The 16,649-nt window shown below is 67.1% G+C and carries 13 protein-coding genes; 2 read left to right on the forward strand and 11 right to left on the reverse strand.

Annotated features, from left to right (window positions below; genetic code table 11):
• Positions 1–6 precede the first annotated feature (6 nt).
• The 9 genes from ACLB1G_RS26750 to ACLB1G_RS26790 form a co-directional block, all read right to left on the reverse strand.
• Entirely contained in the window at positions 7–1,164 is a 1,158-nt protein-coding gene (locus ACLB1G_RS26750) for an efflux RND transporter periplasmic adaptor subunit (protein WP_491630317.1), read from the reverse strand.
• Positions 1,165–1,175: 11 nt separating this feature from the next.
• Entirely contained in the window at positions 1,176–2,717 is a 1,542-nt protein-coding gene (locus ACLB1G_RS26755) for a TolC family protein (RefSeq protein WP_491630318.1), read from the reverse strand.
• A gap of 7 nt (positions 2,718–2,724) precedes the next feature.
• Positions 2,725–3,438 (reverse strand): CerR family C-terminal domain-containing protein, encoded by a 714-nt coding sequence (locus ACLB1G_RS26760; RefSeq protein ID WP_491630319.1) that lies wholly within the window; start codon positions 3,436–3,438, stop codon positions 2,725–2,727.
• Positions 3,439–3,713: 275 nt separating this feature from the next.
• Positions 3,714–5,063, reverse strand: a complete 1,350-nt coding sequence (locus ACLB1G_RS26765) for a hybrid sensor histidine kinase/response regulator (protein WP_491630320.1) — start codon at positions 5,061–5,063, stop codon at positions 3,714–3,716.
• Between the two features lie 70 nt (positions 5,064–5,133).
• Positions 5,134–5,880 carry a 2OG-Fe dioxygenase family protein gene (locus tag ACLB1G_RS26770; RefSeq protein WP_491630321.1) on the reverse strand — a complete coding sequence of 249 codons (747 nt, stop codon included), beginning with the start codon at positions 5,878–5,880 and terminating at the stop codon, positions 5,134–5,136.
• Between the two features lie 51 nt (positions 5,881–5,931).
• Positions 5,932–7,983 carry a TonB-dependent receptor gene (locus ACLB1G_RS26775; RefSeq protein ID WP_491630322.1) on the reverse strand — a complete coding sequence of 684 codons (2,052 nt, stop codon included), beginning with the start codon at positions 7,981–7,983 and terminating at the stop codon, positions 5,932–5,934.
• A gap of 46 nt (positions 7,984–8,029) precedes the next feature.
• Positions 8,030–8,530: a DUF6702 family protein gene (locus ACLB1G_RS26780; RefSeq protein WP_491630323.1), complete on the reverse strand. Its 501-nt coding sequence runs from the start codon at positions 8,528–8,530 to the stop codon at positions 8,030–8,032.
• Positions 8,527–10,902, reverse strand: coding sequence for a M1 family metallopeptidase (locus ACLB1G_RS26785; RefSeq protein ID WP_491630324.1), 2,376 nt, complete (start codon positions 10,900–10,902; stop codon positions 8,527–8,529). Before ACLB1G_RS26785 ends, ACLB1G_RS26780 begins: the two co-directional genes overlap by 4 nt.
• Before the next feature lie 158 nt (positions 10,903–11,060).
• Positions 11,061–11,516 carry a MarR family winged helix-turn-helix transcriptional regulator gene (locus ACLB1G_RS26790; RefSeq protein WP_491630325.1) on the reverse strand — a complete coding sequence of 152 codons (456 nt, stop codon included), beginning with the start codon at positions 11,514–11,516 and terminating at the stop codon, positions 11,061–11,063.
• 126 nt (positions 11,517–11,642) lie between these two features.
• On the opposite strand from ACLB1G_RS26790, the gene ACLB1G_RS26795 reads away from it, so the two are divergent.
• Positions 11,643–12,761, forward strand: coding sequence for an HD-GYP domain-containing protein (locus ACLB1G_RS26795; protein WP_491630326.1), 1,119 nt, complete (start codon positions 11,643–11,645; stop codon positions 12,759–12,761).
• 6 nt (positions 12,762–12,767) lie between these two features.
• Entirely contained in the window at positions 12,768–14,675 is a 1,908-nt protein-coding gene (locus tag ACLB1G_RS26800; protein ID WP_491630327.1) for a CHASE domain-containing protein, read from the forward strand.
• A 215-nt stretch (positions 14,676–14,890) separates the two neighbouring features.
• Here ACLB1G_RS26800 and ACLB1G_RS26805 read toward each other — a convergent pair whose 3' ends face one another.
• Positions 14,891–15,706 carry a sugar phosphate isomerase/epimerase family protein gene (locus ACLB1G_RS26805; protein ID WP_491630328.1) on the reverse strand — a complete coding sequence of 272 codons (816 nt, stop codon included), beginning with the start codon at positions 15,704–15,706 and terminating at the stop codon, positions 14,891–14,893.
• Between the two features lie 13 nt (positions 15,707–15,719).
• Positions 15,720–16,559: a phytanoyl-CoA dioxygenase family protein gene (locus ACLB1G_RS26810; protein WP_491630329.1), complete on the reverse strand. Its 840-nt coding sequence runs from the start codon at positions 16,557–16,559 to the stop codon at positions 15,720–15,722.
• Positions 16,560–16,649: the final 90 nt, after the last annotated feature.

The raw sequence follows: 16,649 nt of genomic DNA on the forward strand, positions 1-16,649 counted from the left end.
TCGTCCTCAGCGCGCGGCCACCCTGGGAGCGGCCGGCGCCGCCGGTGCCCCCGGTTCGGCGGCGGGGTTCACCAGGTCGCCGTCGTTGAGGAAGCCGGCGCCCTTGACGGCCAGCTGCATGCCCACGCTGATCCCGTTCAGCACCTCGATGCGCTCGCCCAGGCGGCGGCCGGTCTGCACCTTGACCTGGCGCACGTGGCGGCTGGGCTCCAGGCGGAACACGTAGCTGAAGCCGTCGCGCACCACGATGGCCTGCTGCGGCACGGTCAGCGCCTCGGAGGCGCCCAGCTCGAACTGGCCGCTGGCATACATGCCGGCCTTGAACGGCGAGTTGGCCACGGTGGGCAGGTCCACGTACACCAGGGCGCTGCGGTTCTGGGCGTCCACGGTGGGGCCGATCACGCGCACCTTGCCGCTCAGTTCAGCGCCGTTGGGGGCTTTCACCAGCGCGGCGGTGCCGGGCTTGAGGTGCTTGAGGTCGGCCGCCACCACCTCGGCCCGCCATTCGAGGCGGCCCTGGCGTATCATGCGGAACAGTTCCGTGCCGGCCCCCACCACCGCGCCCACGGTGGCGCTGCGGGCCGAGATCACACCGCTGTCCGGCGCCACCACCCGGGTGTACTTGAGGCGCAGCTGCTGGCTGGCCAGGGCCGCCCTGGCCGAGGCGATGCGGGCGTTGGCGGTCTGCTCGGCGGTCTGGTACTGGCTGATCTGCTGGGCGCTCAAGGCGCCCGTGCTTTGCAGGCTGCGGGCGCGGGCCGCGTTGGCGGCCGCCTCGGCGGCGTTGGCCTCGGCTTCCTGCAGCGCGGCGCGGGCCTGGGCCAGGTCGGCGTTCACGGTCTCGGACGAGAACACGGCCAGCACCTGGCCGGCCTTGACCACGTCGCCCACGTTGACGCGCACCTCGGTCAGGCGCAGGCCGCCCGATTCGCTGCCCACGCTGGCTTCCTGCCAGGCCGCCACGTTGCCGTTGGCGGCCAGCTTGATCGGCAGGCTGGCGCGCTGCGGCGCGGCGGTGGTGATGGTGAGGGCGGGTCGGGCCGCCTGCTTGCCCGCGTCCTTCTTGTCGTCGGCCGCATTGCCGGCCTGCGGGTACAGCGCCAGGCCGGCGCCGCCCAGGGTGAACACGGCCAGCAGGGCCAGCGCCAGGGGTTGCAGTTTCATGGAAGGGATCTTCATTGCGATGAGGCCAGGTTGGTGTGGTCGGGCGCGCTCCAGCCGCCGCCGGCGGCGCGGTACAGGGCGACCCAGGCGGCGTTGCGTTCCTGCCGCAGGTTGATGACGGTGTTTTCGGCGGCCAGGCGGGTGCGGCGCGCATCCTCCAGTTCCAGCAGGCTGGCCATGCCGTTCCGGTACAGGTCCTCGGTGGCGCGGTAGGCGCTGCGGTAGCCTTCCAGCGCCGTTTCGGCGTGGGTGGCGCGCTCGGAAGTTGCGTCCAGGTTGACCAGGGCCTGCTCCACCTCGCTGACGGCGGTACGGGCCGCGCCACGGTAGGCCGCCACCGCCGATTCATAGCGGGCGATGGCGGCGTCCACATAGGCTTGGCGGCGGCCGGCGTCGAACAGCGGCAGCGACAGGGTCAGCGGGCCCAGGGTCCAGGTGCTGGCCGTGATGCTCTGGCCATCGCTGCGGAAGCTGCCTTTGCCCACCGAGCCGGTCAGCGACAGGCGCGGGTAGCGCTGGGCGCGCGCGCCATCCACCTCGGCGCTGGCGGCCGCCACTTCGCGTTCGGCGCGGTAGACGTCGGGGCGCTGGCGCAGCACGGCGGCCGGCAGTGTAGCGATGGCCATGGCCGGTGCGCCATACGCGCCGGCGTGGCGGATGACCGCCACCGGACCCGGGATGCGGCCGCTCCACACGCCTGGTTCCTGGGGCTCGGCCGGCGGCACGTAGCCGGGCGTGGCGCTGGAGGGCGCCGCCAATGCCGACACGTCGCTGGCGTCCAGGCGCTGGCGCAGTTCGGGTTCCGGCACGGCGGCGAGCGCCACCAGCGACTTGACGCTGTTGTCGCAGGTGGCGCGCTGGGCGATGGCGCGGCTGGCGCCGTCGGCCGCGCTGGCGCGGGCCTGGGCCGCCGTGGCGGGCGGCTGGAAGCCGGCCCTGGCGCTCAGCTCGGTCAGCCGGGCCGTGCCGCGCCGCGATTCGGCGTCCTGCTGCGCCACCGACAGCAGCTGGCGGCAGGCGCGCAGGGCGTAGTACTGGTTGGCCACCTCGGCCGCCACCGAGACGCGCGCCTCGTGCCAGCCGGCCTGCGCGCTGTCCAGGCGCTGTTGGGCGGCGTCGCGCGCGGCGCGGTTGGCGCCGAACACGTCGATCTCCCACGCCGCCTGCAGGCTGGCGGTGGAGGTGGTGCCCATGGGCGTGGTCGATTGCTGGCTGGCGCGGCTGGTGCTGGCCACCGCGTCCACGGTGGGCGCCAGCGCCGCGCCGCTGGCGACGCGCTCGGCGCGGGCCTGGGCGATGCGCGCGGCGGCGCTGGCCACGCTGGGGCTGGCCTCCTGGGCCGACGCGATCAGCTGCGCCAGCAGGGGATCGGCATGATGCCGCCACCAGTCGGCCATGCCGGCCTGGCTGCCGCCGTGCGGCAAGGGCGCCTGCCATTGCTGCGGCAGCGGCGCCGCCACCGCCGGCGGCGTGGAGGAGGTGGCGCAGCCGGCCAGCGCGGCGGCGACAGCGGCCGCCGCTGCGGCCCGGGCCAAGCGCTTGGATCTGTTCATACGGGTTCTAGCCCTTCAGTTTGGATTTCTCGAAATGCACCATGGCCTGGGCGTAGTCCACCAGCCGCTCCAGCCAGCGTTCCAGCGCGTCGGGCCCGGCCAGCAGTTGGGGCGTGACGATGCTGACGATGTCGCGCGCGATCATCAGGTGCAGCGGCAGGGCGGCAATGGCATAGGTCAGGTGGTGCGCCGCATCCGGTATGCTCGCGCCGCCCGAGGCCCCGTCCACCGGCAGGCCGAGGTGGCGCGCCAGCACGCGCGCCATAGCCTCGTGCTCCGGCTTGATGCTGTTGACGATTTCATCGTCCCACAGGCCGGTGGGCTCCAGCTTTTCGCGCAGCCACAGGCGCAGCAGCAGCGGGCCGCTGCCATCCTCGTTCAGCAGCGGCGCCATCATCTGCTGGTAGAAGCCGCGTATGGCTTGCGCCAGCGTGAAATGCGGCTGGTCGAACAGGGCGATGTTCTGCGCCGGCGGCACGCACACGCTGTCGCGGATGGCGCGGTACAGGCCGGCCTTGTCGCCGTAGTAGTAGCTGATGGCGGCCACATTGGCATGGGCCGCGAGCGCGATCTCGCGGGTGGAGGTGTTGGCGTAGCCCCGTTCGGCAAACAGGCGCATGGCGGCCAGGCGCAGCCGCTCGCGCGATTGTTCGCCGTCGGAGCGTGGCTTTCGGACGTCGTCGGCCGGTTTGCCGGGATCGGAGGTGGACTTGGCGTTCATGGCGCCATTACACCACATAATTAAAACAAGTGATATAACTAAATCGATTGTTTTAATTGTTCAGTGCCGCGCTCGCTATGCTGCGCAGCAACCAGGATGAAAGCCAGGAGCGATGGGCAAAAAAATGGGCAAAAAAAAGGCCCGCAGCTTGCAGCGCGGGCCGAATTCCAATGTTCAGCGAACGGTTGGAGGAGACAGTTCCTATCTTAGGCCGATTTATGTTGCGGTGCAATACCGTAGTTCTACGGTGTGGGCCCGCTGTCTCCCCGCTACAACTATGTCCTGGGCAAAGCCAGGGTAAAGGTACTGCCGTGGCCGAAGTCGCTGGTGAAGAACAGCGAGCCGCCGATCAGGTTGGCCAGGTTCTGGCACAGGTACAGGCCCAGGCCGGCGCCTTCGGCGTGCCGGGTGGAAGTGGAATCGAGCTGGGAGAAGGCTTGGAACAGCTTGGCCTGGTCTTCCTGGCGGATGCCGGCGCCGCTGTCGGCCACCGAGAATTCCACCATCGGCTTGCCGTCGCCCTGTTTCTCGGCCAGGGTGACGCGCACGCCGCCCTTTTCCGTGAACTTGATGGCATTGTTGACCAGGTTGATGAGGATCTGGGTCAGGGCGCGGCGGTCGGTATTGAGCACGATGTCCGGCGCCGACAGGTCCACCTCCAGCGACAGGCCTTTTTGCGCCGCCAGCGGACGCAGGGTTTCCGCCACTTCCCTGACCAGGTGCTGGCACTGCACCGAGCCCAGTTCCAGGGTGACCTTGCCGGCCTCGATCTTGGCCACGTCCAGGATGTCGTTGATCAGGGAGAGCAGATGGCGGGCGCTGTTGCGGATGGTGTTGAGCTGCTTGTCCTGCTCGTCGGTCAGCGGTCCCGGGAGCTTCATCAGCAGGGCGCCGGTAAAGCCGATGATGGCGTTCAGCGGGGTGCGCAGCTCGTGCGACATGTTGGCGATGAAGGCCGATTTCATGCGGCTGGCCTCGGCCAGCTCGAGGTTCTTGAGTGCGATCTCGCGGTTGATGGTTTCCAGCTCGCCGGCGTGGTGGGCCAGGCGCATGTTGAGCTCTATCACCTGGCGCTCGCGCGCCTGCAGCTCGGCGTTGACCTGCACCGCCTGCTCGTAGGTGGAGATCAGCAGGTCGAGGATTTGCTGGCGCTCGGCGTTGATGAAGTGCTTTTGCTCGCCCAGGTAGAGCGCCACGCCCACTTCCATGTTTTGCGCGCGGCGCAGCTTCTGGTTCATCAGCATGTGGCCGATGCGGTTCAGCAGGTAGTCTTCGGCGTAGGGTTTGCGGATGAAGTTGTCGGCGCCGCACTCGATGCCGCGGATGATGTCCTTGGGGTCCATCAGCGAGGTCACCAGGATCACCGGGATGTCGCGCAGCGCTGGATCGGACTTGATGGCGCGGCACAGCGTGTAGCCGTCCATTTCAGGCATCACGATATCGGACAGCACCAGGTGCGGCTTGCGCTCGTGGATCGCGTCCAGCGCCAGCTTGCCGTTGCCGGCCACGCGGGCCTGGTAGTGGACGGATTGGATCAGGCGGCGCAGGCGCTCGGCTTGGGTCGGGCTATCCTCGACGATGAGGATTTCGATTTCGTCGGGCTTGATATCGTAGCTGGCGTCCACAGGACATTCTCCTCCTATTACCCTTTGGTGACTATAGCGGATTTGTCCCTCCGGAGGGAATTTTTGCCTGTCAGGCGTGTTCGCCCTGGAAGCCGCCGGCGCGGTAGGTCAGCACCAGGGTGTCGCGGTGCCCGTGTTCGCCGACTGGCTGGATGGGCGTCGATTCATGGATCACGGTGGCGTCGTCCAGCAGCAGCATGGACCACGGCTCGGTGATGGTGAAGCGCTTGCCGTTGGGGCCGTCGGCCTCGAAGATGCGGGTTTCGCCGCCCTTGATCTGCTCGCGCCCGACCAGGATCACGGCCACGAAATCGACGCCGTCGCGGTGCGCGCCTTCCGGCGTGGGGCGGCCTATGCCGTCGGTGGTGTCGATGCGGAACTGGTGCGCTTCCACATACCAGGCGTCTGGCGCCGCTTCGCCGCGCGCGGCGCTGCAGGCGCCGCCGATGGCGCGCAGCAGCCGGTCCCAGGCTGGCTGGGCCACCGTGGCCGGGTCCATGGGCTGGAACAGGCGGTGCATGCCGCCATGCAGGGCGTTGTATTCGAGCGGTTGCCAGTGCGCGCGGTGCTCGGTCTGCTGCACGGCGTCGCCGCGCTGGATGAAACAGGAGTGGCGGCGGCGCCGGTAGCGGCCGCCGTCCTTCAGGTAGTTGTCCAGCTCCAGCGCATCCCAGCTGGGGCGCAGCGCCTCCAGCGCTTGCAGCGGCACGCCGGCCAGGGCCGCCACGTCCAGCGGCGGCAGCAGGGCGTAGCCATCGTGGCGCAGGGCGGCGCTGATCTGGCGCGGATGGGTGAAGATGGGCACGGAGGTGGTCATGGGCGGCGCTTCGGTGGTTGATGTAGCTATTTTACGACGTTCTCACCCAGGTCAGAAGGTCTTCACCACGGTGGCGCGCAGCGAGCGCGATTCGATCGGGTGGAAGTGGATGTCGTCCACCGCCGCGCTTTCGCCCTTGAGCCGCGAGGTGTAGTAGTAATCGATGGCGGAGGCGCGCCGGTTGGCCAGGTTGAAGGCTTCCAGTTCCAGCGTCAGCGACTTGCCGAACTTGTACGCCAGGCGGCCGTTCAGGGTCAGGCTGGCGCTGGAGCGCACCGTATTGTCCTCGTCGAGGGGGCGCGGGCCGAAGTAGCGCAGGCGCAGCGCGCCGCTCCACGGGCCGCCCGCATCCACGGTCACGGCCAGCTGGCCGGTGCCTTGCACCGCGCCGGGTATGTGGTCGCCGGCCGGGTCGCCCTCGGGCAGCGGGCCGCGGTAGCGGGCGCGCGCATAAGCCAGGTCCAGGTCCAGCGTCAGCCAGCGGGCCGGCTTGTAGTAGTTGGAGAATTCGACGCCGTAGCGGCGGCTGGGCCGCCCGGCCTCGGTGGCGCCGGCGTCGCCCAGGTAGACCAGCTCGGAGTCGAAGTCCAGCCGGTACAGCGACAGCGAGGACTGCAGGCCGGGCAGCCATTCGCTGCGCACGCCCAGTTCCAGCGCGCGCGAGCGCACCAGCGGGGTGACGCGGCCGGCTTGCGCGCCGGTCTTGGGATCGACCGTGATGACGGCGCCGCGCGCGTCGTTGCTGTGGAAGCCGGTGCCGGCGTTCAGGTAGACCTCGGTGGCGGCCCACGGGCCCAGCACGGCGCTGGTGCTGGGACTGAGCAGGTGGTCGCGGGCGTTGCCGGAGTTGGCGGCCAGGTCGCTGGCGACGCGGAAGCGGTAGGCGTCGGCCCGCACCCCGGCCGTGGTGCGCAAACTATCGCTCCACCGTATGGCGTTCTGCAGGTACGCGGCGGCGCTGCTCTCGACGATGTGGTCGCGCCGCGTTATTTCCAGCACCTGCCTGGCCTCGGTGTGATACAGGCCGTTGTGGATATTGTCGTTCTGGAGCTGCAGCCCGGCCGTGGTGACGCTGGAACGGTCGCCGTCCAGGTGCTGGTGCCAGCTGTGGCTGGCGTTCAGGCCGCTGGTGACGCGCCGGTCGGGCTGGGCGAACTGATCGCCGTGCAGCGGGTCATCCAGGTAGTAGGTGAAGTTGGAATACAGGTCGAGCTGGTTGGCGATGAGATAGGCGCTGACGCGGCTGTAGCTGTCCGCGCCGGTGCGGGCCCAGGCGCCGGACAGGCTGTAGCGCCGCGCGCCGCCGCCGTCGCTGGGATCGATGTTGTCGTAGCGGCCCAGCCGTCCATCCTGGACGGCGCGCAGCGGGATCTGGTCGGTGGCGTTCCAGGTGGCGTGGTAGGCCATGGCCGTGATGTGGAAGCCGTTGTTGGCGTAGCCCTGGCTGTAGCGCAGCACGCCGTTGGCCTTGCGGTAGTCGTCGCCGCGCGTGAACGGGCCGTCGTTGTGCATCAGTTCCAGCGCGTACAGCAGGCTGCCGTCGCCCCATGGCGTGCTGACCTCCGGCGAGTCGGCCAGCAGGGCGCGGCGGTAGCCGTTCTGGCCGACGCCGGCGCTGGCCACGCCACGGGTCAGGCGGTTGGCGACCACCACGGAGGCGGCGCCGGCCGAGGCGAAGTCGCCGTTGGCGGCCGAGTAGGGGCCCTTCTGGTAGTCCAGGCGCGCCGCCAGTTCGGGGATCAGGAAATTCAGGTCGGTCCAGCCCTGGCCGTGGGCGTGGCTGCGCTGGTTGACCGGCATGTCGTCGACCGTGGTGCGCAGGTCGGTGCCATGGTCCAGGTTGAAGCCGCGCAGGTAGAACTGGTTGGCCTTGCCCTCGCCGCTGTGCTGGCTGACGATCAGGCCGGGCATGGCTTCCAGCAGTTCGCCGGGGCGGTAGTTGACGCGCTGGTCCAGCTGCTGCTGGCTGACCGAACCGGCGTTGGCGGAATCGGCCACGCCCAGCTGGCTGGCGCGCGAACCGCCGATCAGCACGGTCTGGATGTCGTCGGCGCGGGCCGGCAGGGCGAGGATGGCGAGGGCGAGGATGGTAAAGCGCGGCATGTCGTTTCGGGGAAAAAAAGCCGTAAAACCGGGGTGAAAACAGTTTTTATCGCAGGCGCTGCTCGGCGTGTGCCGCGTCGAAGGTCAGCGTGCGCACTTGCTTGCCGCTGCCGACGTTGACGGTGTTGATCTGCTGCGGCAGGAAGTCGGTCAGCATGCCGTTGTACAGCGCCGTATCGGGCGGCAGCGCGGTGCCGGGCAGCTCCTGGTAGATCAGCAGGGTGTCGGCGTTGGCCTGCATGCCGACCAGCTGCAGCGGCAGGCGGCGGCCTTCCGCCGTCAGGTAGAAGCGCTTTTCCAGGTAGCGCTTGAGCACCGCCTGGTCGTCCGCATCCGACAGGTCGAACTGGCGCTGGTACAGATTGCCCAGCAGGGCTTCCACGTCATGCGCGGTATAGGTGTGGACCACCTCGGTGCCGCCCGTGTTGGGGTTGTAGCTGATGTCCGCCATCCCCATGTGGAAGTTGTGCGCGGCCGCCGCCGCGCTGCACAGCAGCAGCGCGATGGCGGTTTTCAGGCGCAGGGCCAGTCTTGAGCGCGGGCTCATTTTTCCCCGGTTTCCGCCTTGGCCTTCTCGTCCTTGGCCTTGAGCGGGGTATTAAAGTCGCGCATCATGTCGTCCTTGGTCCGGTCGCTCTTGAACAGTTCCACGCGCGAGGGCTGCACCTTGCGCGGCCAGCTGTTGTTGCTGGTGTCGATATCGGCCGTTTCCCAGTACGGGTCCTGGGTCAGGCCCACCATGGGCGCGTCGGTGACGATCAGCTTGGTGATCTTCTTGGGCGTGTAGCGCCATACCTCGGCCGGGATGCGCTCGATGTATTTCTTGCCGCCTTCCAGTTCGATCTGCAGTATCAGCGGCATCACCAGCCCGCCGACGTTGGAGAAGTCCACCAGGTACAGGTGCTTGCCCTGCGCCAGCAGCGCCTTTTCCCACGGCTCCAGGCTGGCCGTGGCCTCGGCGTACTTGTTGCGGTCCGCATTGGTGACGGTGAAGTCGTCATGCTCGTTGTAGAAGTCTTTCAGTTCCGGGTGCTGGTCCACGCGGCGCACCATGCCCTTGTTCTTCTGGTCCGTCATGGAGATGGGTTCGGCGTCGCGCTGGGCTTTTTTCCAGGCCTTTTCCGTCTCCGGGTTCTTGCTGCTGATGCCGATCTCGGTGATGCCGTCCACGCTGATGTCGACCGCGTCGGTGGTGTAGAACCAGCCGCGCCAGAACCAGTCCAGGTCGGTGCCGGAGGCGTCTTCCATGGTGCGGAAGAAGTCGGCCGGGGTCGGGCGCTTGAACTTCCAGCGCTGTGCGTATTCGCGGAAGGCGCGGTCGAACAGTTCGCGGCCCAGGATGGTCTCGCGCAGGATGTTGAGCGCGGTGGCCGGCTTGGCGTAGGCGTTGTTCCCGAACTGCAGCAGCGACTCCGAGTTGGTCATGATGGGGACCTGGTTTTTGGAGCGCATGTAGTCCACGATGGCGCGCGGTTCACCGCGGGTCTGCGGATAGTTCTCTTCCCAGGCCTGCTCGGCCAGGTACTGCACGAAGGTGTTCAGGCCCTCGTCCATCCAGGTCCACTGGCGCTCGTCCGAGTTGACGATCATGGGGAAGTAGTTGTGGCCCACCTCGTGGATCACCACGCCGATCAGGCCGTACTTTGTGCGCTTGGAATAGGTCAGGGCACCGGTCTTCTTGTCCTTGGTGGGACGCGGACCGTTAAACGAGATCATCGGGTATTCCATGCCGCCCACCGGGCCGTTGACGGAAATCGCGGTCGGATACGGATAGTCGAAGCTGTACTTGTTGTACTGGTCGATGGTGTGGATGATGGCCTGGGTGCTGTACTTCTCCCACAGCGGGTTGCCTTCCTTGGGATAGTAGGACATGGCCAGCACGTTGGTGCCATCCTTCTTGTAGCCCTGGGCGTCCCAGATGAACTTGCGGCTGGAGGCCCAGGCGAAGTCGCGCACGTTCCTGGCCTTGTAGTGCCAGGTCTTGGTGGTGGTCGCCACCGATTTCTCGGCCGCCTCTGCTTCCTTCTGGGTGACGATGATGACCGGCGACTTGGCGTTGCGGGCCTGGGCCAGGCGCTCGCGCTGGGTGGCGGTCAGCACCTGCTCGGGGTTCTGCAGCTCGCCGGTGGAAGCCACGATGTGGTCGGACGGCACCGTCACCTCGACGTCGTAGTCGCCGAATTCCAGCGTGAATTCGCCCGAGCCGAGGAACTGCTTGTGCTGCCAGCCGACGGCGTCGTAGTAGGCCGCCATGCGCGGGTACCACTGGGCGATCTCGAACAGGGTGTTCTTGTCTTCCTCGAAGTATTCGTAGCCGGAGCGGCCGCCCAGCACCTTCTGCTCGTTGATGTTGTAGCTCCACTCGATGTTGAAGCTGTAGCTGGCGCCGGGTTTCAGCGGCGTGGGCAGGTCGATGCGCATCATGGTCTGGTTGATGACGTACTTGAGCGGCGCGCCGCCGGCCCCGGTCTTCACCGACTTGATGTCGAAACCGCCCTCGAAGCTGCGGCCTTCCAGGATGGCGCGCAGGCCTTCGTACTTCATGCCTTCCTCGTCGCCGCGCGCCTTGGCCCATTGTTCGCGCGAGGGCGCGGTCACCATGCGGCGGGCGTCGGAATCGGGCTTGAAGATGTTCTGGTCCAGCTGCACCCACAGGTAGGCCAGGGTGTCGGGCGAATTGTTGTGGTAGGTGATCTGCTCGCTGCCCGTGATCCGGCGCCTGGCCTCGTCCAGGCTGGCGCGGATGGTGTAGTCGGCCCGCTGCTGCCAGTAGGCGTGGCCGGGCGCGCCGGAGGCGGTGCGCTGGGCGCTGGGCGTGGGCAGCAGTTCATCGAGCTGGCGGAACTTGTCATCGAACGGATCGGCCGCGTAGGCCGAGGCGGTCAGGAACAAGGCGGCGAAACTGATCGTCAGACGCATTATTCAAACCTTCAGAAGTTGTCAATAGGAAAAACCACCGGCTATTGTAGACTTCCTGATATCTGAATAGTTCAGCGCTGTGTAACTAAATCGTTACAATTGGCGGCGCCGCCACAGTTGTGCGCGGCGCACGGCCAGCCGTGCGGAAAGCGGCACAATCAGGCGCTGGCCATGAGGCTGGCGCGCAGGGCGTCGAGCTGCTGTTTCATGTCCACCAGCTGCTGCACGCTGCAGCGCGTGGCCTGCAGGATCTCGGGCGGGAGCCTGGCCGCTTCGTGGCGCATCGCATCTCCCTTGGGCGTGAGCGAGATGATCACCTGGCGCTCGTCGCCGCGCGCCCGCGCGCGCGTCAGCAGCTCGGCCTGTTCCATGCGCTTGAGCAGGGGCGTCAGCGTGGCCGAGTCCAGGAACAGGCGCTCACCCACCTCGGACACGGTCAGCTGGTCTTTTTCCCACAACACCATCATCACCAGGTATTGCGAATACGTGAGCCCCAGCTGGCGCAGCAGCTTGCGGTACAGCTTGCTCATGGCCAATGAGGTCGAGTACAGGGAAAAGCACAGCTGCCCGTCCAGGCGCGGGACTTGTTGCGGGGAGGGGGTGTCGGTCGTCATGAATCCAGTATAGATAGCGTGCGATTGAATTGCAAGCGCCGTGTGAGGCAAAAATTTTTTGTCTGGCAACACCGCTCGGGTATCATGGCTGCAAGAGCGCCACCACGCCGCAGGGAGAAGCAGTGCATGAACACCAGAGCTAAGCCCATTGTGCTGTTAGTCGATGAGGCATCGGACAACCTTATCTACATGAACGGACTGTTGCAGGAGCAGTACGAGGTCAAGCTGGCCAATACCGGCGCCGCCGCCGTGCGCCTGGCGCAGCAGCTGCCCCGTCCCGACCTGATCCTGCTGGACGTGGACGTCCCCGATCCGGACGGCTACACGGTGTGCCAGCAGCTCAAGTCCAACCCGGACACCGCCGCCATTCCCATCATCTTCCTGCTCGAATCGGGCCAGGACGCGCACGAGGTGCGCGGCATCTGCGAGGGCGGCGCCGACGTGCTGCACAAGCCGCTGGTGGCGGAAACTTTCCTGGCCCGGGTCGACACCCACATCCAGCTGCGCGGCGCGCGCGAACTGCTCAAGCAGCAGCGCAACCACCTGGAGCACCTGGTGGAGGAAGTCACGCTGGAGCTGCAGCAGATGCTGGACGCCATGATATGGGCCATGGCCTCGCTGGCCGAGCGGCGCGAATCGGAGACCGTGAACCACCTGCGCCGCATCCAGCACTACGTGGCGGCGCTGGCGCGCCAGCTGCGCGGCCACCCGCGCTTCGAGGGCGAGTTCAGCGAGGGGAATATCAAGTGGCTGTTCAAGGCCGCGCCGCTGCACGACATTGGCAAGGTGGCGATACCGGACGCCATCCTGCTCAAGCCCGACCGCCTGACCCCGGAGGAATTCGAGATCGTCAAGCTCCACACGGTGTACGGCCACCAGGCCATCGTCAACGTCGAGCGCCACCTGGGCTATTCCAACACCTTCCTGCGCTACGCGCGCGAGATCACCCACTCGCACCAGGAAAAATACGATGGCTCCGGCTATCCGCAGGGCCTGGCCGGCGACCAGATCCCGGTCTCGGCACGCCTGGTGGCGGTGGCCGACGTGTACGACGCCCTGGTCAACCGGCGCGTCTACAAGCCTGCCTTCACCCACGAGACGGCGATGGAAATGCTACGCCAGAGTAGCGGTGAGCACCTCGACCCCGACATGGTGGACGCCATGCTGATGGTGGAGGAGGAATTCCGCGCCATCGCCGAACAATATAGCGACGACAACGACCCGGCCCTGGCCGAGGCCGGTTAAGCCGCAATGCGCCTGCGCGTACGCGCCTACGCCGCCTTCCTGGCGGGCCTCAGCTTGACCGCCTGGACCGCCATGTTCGTGATGGACGCCCAGCAGCAGCAGGTGCGCAACGAATTCCAGCGCGACGCCGACAAGGTCATGCGCGACACCTCGGTGCGGCTGCAGACGTATTTCGACATCCTGCATGCGCTCAAGGGCATGGTCGCGGTGGACGGCAGCATAGACCGGGGCCGCTTTACGCGCTTCGTGCGCGAGCTGCGCGTGGCGCAGCGCTATCCGGGCTTCCAGGCCATCCAGTTCGTGCGCGTGGTGCCGGAGGATCAACTGGAGCGCTACACGGCCGCCGTGCGGCAGGACACCAGCATCGACCCGGGCGGCTATCCCGGCTTCCGGATACATCCCGTCACGCGGCGCCAGCAGCACTACATCATCGAGTACACCGAGCCGCTCAAGGGCAACGAGAACGCCTTCGGCCTGGACCTGGCCGGCCTGCCCATCCACCTGCGCGCGCTGGAGATGGGCGCCGCCAGCGGCCAGATCGTCGGCACCGAGCGCATCACCCTGGTGCAGGACAGCAGCGGCGAAGCCGGCTTCATCGCACGCGCCCCGGTGTACCGCAACGATGCGCCGCTGCAGACGGCCGAGGAGCGGCGTGCCGCGCTGCTCGGCTTCGTCGCCATCGTTTTCCGCGTCAACACCCTGATGCGCGAAGTGATAGACACGCCGCTGCTGGAGCATTTGCGGGTGCGCATCGACGACGCCGGCTACGACGGCGACGGCAGCATGCCCAAGCCCGGCGTGGACACGCTGCTGTTCGACAGCCAGGGCCGGGTCGGCGCGTCCGGCGGCCCGGCCCTGGTCCCCGGCCTGGAGACGCGCACCACCCTGCTGGTGGGCCAGCGCCGCTGGCAGCTGCATTTCGAGGGCAAGGCCAGCCCGCGCTACAGCCGCGACCAGCTGCCGGTGATGCTGATCGTGGTGGCGGGCGTGATCATCAGCGCCCTGATCGCAGCCCTGCTGTCGGCCTTCCGGCGCGTGGTCGCCACCAAGCACGGGCTGGAACACAATATGCAGGAACTGGCGCAGCAAAAGGCTGCCGCCGAAAAGGCGCGGGCCGACCTGGCGGCGGTGCTGGTCACGCTGGAGCGTGCCCAGTCCGAACTGATCACCTCGGAAAAAATGGCCTCGCTGGGCGCGCTGGTGGCCGGCGTGGCGCATGAACTCAACACCCCGATAGGCAACAGCCTGCTGACCGCCAGCGCCTTGAGTGACATGGTGAACGAATTCGAGCAGCGCCTGCAGCGCGAGGGTGGGCTGAAACGCTCGGCGCTGGAGGCCCACCTGGCCGAGGCGCGCAACGCCTGCTACATCATGACCGGATCGCTGACCAAGGCGGCGGACCTGGTCAACTCCTTCAAGCAGGTGGCGGTGGACCAGAGCAGCGGCCAGCGCCGTCAGTTCCTGCTGGACGAGGTGGTGAGCGACACCCTGGCCACCTACGCCGCCCAGATGCGGCGCCGGTCCTGCAGCGTGCAGGTGGACGTGGAGCCGGGGCTGCGTTTCGATTCCTATCCGGGCAGCCTGACCCAGGTGCTGACCAATTTGATCGCCAACAGCCTGCTGCACGGCTTCGATGGCCGCGAGTGCGGCGCCATCCGCATCGTGGCGCGCCGCCAGAGCGAGGACAAGGTCAGGCTGGAATACAGCGATGACGGCGTCGGCATGACGCAGGAAGTGCTGCGCAAGGTCTACGATCCCTTCTTCACCACCAAGCTGGGGCAGGGCGGCTCGGGGCTGGGCATGAACATCGTGTACAACATCGTGACCGGGGTGCTCAAGGGCAGCATACAGGTCGGCTCGGCGCCGGGGCAGGGCACCACGGTAACCCTGGTGCTGCCACGCTCCCCTGCGTAGAACACAGCCGGCGTCTAACCCCGGTAACTCCGGTAACCCCGGTAACCCCGGTAACCCCGGTAACCCCGGTAACCCCGGTGTCAGATCTGCCATTGGTACATGAGTCCGCTTTACAAAGCAAGCTCATGTACCAATGGCAGACCTGACACCGCTTTATGTACCAATGGCAGACCTGACACCGCTTTAATGTGACACCGCTTTATGAAGGTGCTGCGTTAGCGGTAACGTGCCCGCAGCAGCTGGAGCATGGCCACGTTCTGTTCCCAGGCGCTGGACACCGGCGCGCCCGTGTAGGGCAGGGTCTGGGTGTAGGGCGCGGGCCCGAATTCCGGCGTGATGGTCAGGCGCTCGGCGCCGGCTGCGCGGCGCAGGCGTACGATCTCGTCCCACCAGCCCAGGTGCGCCTGCAGCGCGGCCTGCGCTTCCGGTGCGCGGAAGTCCGCCACCTGCGGTCCCTGCTCATGGCCCACGCGGGCGTGGATGTGGCGCACGTGCGGCAGGGTGGCGGCCAGCGTGTGCGGCTGGTCCTGCAGCAGCGACTCCGACACGCAGCACCAGTGCGACAGGTCGGCCGTCAGCTCCAGCTGCGGCAGTTGCTCCAGGTAGGGCCGCAGCAGCATGGGATGGGCGCTGAAACGGCTGCGGTGGATCTCATGCACGATGGGCACGCCGTGCTGGCGCGAGATGTTCTGCGCCAGCTCCAGCAGTTCCCGGTTCTGGGCCTGGGTGTAGTAGTCCTTGCCTGTCTGCGAATTGACCAGCAGCGGCCTGGCCGCGCACACATTGTGCAGGTGCTCGGCCAGGGCTGCCTTGTGGGCCGCGAAATCGGTGTGGAACACGGTCTCCCACTGCGCGCACACCAGGGCCAGGCCGGCCTCGGCAATGCGCCGCACCCAGTCCTCGCGCACGGCGGCGTCCAGCGGCATGGACATCTCGATGCCGTCGAAGCCCGCTTCCTTTACTTGCGCGATGAAGACGTCGGCCGGCAGCGCGTTGTTGCCCCACTGGGGCGCGAGGATCAGGATCTGCATTTTGGACTGCGCCTCAGACGAAACCGCGCACCGGGAAGGAGGCGTCGCGCTGTATCCAGTTGCGCGGCGAGTAGCGGGTGCGGCCATCCGTCACGTGCAGGGTATAGGCGTGGCGCGACACCGGCGAGCGGTTGGGCGCGCTGTAGTGCGGCAGCAGGCCGTGGAAGCACACCAGGCTGCCCGCCTTGCATTCCAGCGGCACGGCGGTGCTGTTGTCGGGCCAGGGCGTGCCGTCCAGCTTTTCCACCCGCACCTGATCGCCCTCGCGGATGAAGCGCTCGCGCATGGGCGTGCGGTGGCCGCCCGGTTCTGCCCACATGCAGCCGTTTTCCAGGGTGGCGTCCTCCAGCGCGAACCAGAAGGTGGTCACGCTGATGGGATCGGTGTCGAAATAGGTGGCGTCCTGGTGCCAGCGCACTTCGCCGCCTATGCCGGGCTGCTTGAAGATGTACATCGATTGCCATACCTGCGGCTGTTCCAGGCCCAGGTCGCGCGCCAGCTGTTCCAGGCGTTCATCGGCCGTGAAGGCGCGAAAGCCCGGGTCCAGGTCGTGCATGGCGTGGCCGATCTTGTTGATGGACAGGGATTTGTCCTGTTTCAGCTGGCCGTCCGGGCCGAATGCTTCCTCCTCGAAGAAGCAGCGTATGGTGTTGTCGGAGCCGAGGAAGTAGTCGTCGGCCTTCTTTTCCTGTTCCTTGGTGGTGAAGATGCCGGCCGCTACGCTGGGATCGAAATCGGCGACAATCTCAGCCGCGCGGGCGCGCAGGGTCGCGATCTCTTCGGCGCTCTTGAAGTTGGGCAGCACGATGTAGCCATCGCGCTGGTACTGTTGTTTCTGGGCTTCGGTCAGCATGGATAGGCTCCGGCAGGATGGTGATGGGGCATTGTACGTAGCGCCGGCGCCCATCACAATCGGCAAAAGGTTGACACATTGTCGCCAGAT

The organism is Duganella kummerowiae, from assembly GCF_053572355.1.

Excerpts from the sequence above, each read along its gene's own strand:
- ACLB1G_RS26750 (WP_491630317.1), bottom strand. The coding sequence starts at position 1,164 with ATGAAACTGCAACCCCTGGCGCTGGCCCTGCTGGCCGTGTTCACCCTG.
- ACLB1G_RS26790 (WP_491630325.1), bottom strand. The coding sequence starts at position 11,516 with ATGACGACCGACACCCCCTCCCCGCAACAAGTCCCGCGCCTGGACGGG.
- ACLB1G_RS26810 (WP_491630329.1), bottom strand. The coding sequence starts at position 16,559 with ATGCTGACCGAAGCCCAGAAACAACAGTACCAGCGCGATGGCTACATC.
- ACLB1G_RS26775 (WP_491630322.1), bottom strand. The coding sequence starts at position 7,983 with ATGCCGCGCTTTACCATCCTCGCCCTCGCCATCCTCGCCCTGCCGGCC.
- ACLB1G_RS26755 (WP_491630318.1), bottom strand. The coding sequence starts at position 2,717 with ATGAACAGATCCAAGCGCTTGGCCCGGGCCGCAGCGGCGGCCGCTGTC.
- ACLB1G_RS26800 (WP_491630327.1), top strand. The coding sequence starts at position 12,768 with ATGCGCCTGCGCGTACGCGCCTACGCCGCCTTCCTGGCGGGCCTCAGC.
- ACLB1G_RS26780 (WP_491630323.1), bottom strand. The coding sequence starts at position 8,530 with ATGAGCCCGCGCTCAAGACTGGCCCTGCGCCTGAAAACCGCCATCGCG.
- ACLB1G_RS26795 (WP_491630326.1), top strand. The coding sequence starts at position 11,643 with ATGAACACCAGAGCTAAGCCCATTGTGCTGTTAGTCGATGAGGCATCG.
- ACLB1G_RS26785 (WP_491630324.1), bottom strand. The coding sequence starts at position 10,902 with ATGCGTCTGACGATCAGTTTCGCCGCCTTGTTCCTGACCGCCTCGGCC.
- ACLB1G_RS26805 (WP_491630328.1), bottom strand. The coding sequence starts at position 15,706 with ATGCAGATCCTGATCCTCGCGCCCCAGTGGGGCAACAACGCGCTGCCG.
- ACLB1G_RS26770 (WP_491630321.1), bottom strand. The coding sequence starts at position 5,880 with ATGACCACCTCCGTGCCCATCTTCACCCATCCGCGCCAGATCAGCGCC.
- ACLB1G_RS26760 (WP_491630319.1), bottom strand. The coding sequence starts at position 3,438 with ATGAACGCCAAGTCCACCTCCGATCCCGGCAAACCGGCCGACGACGTC.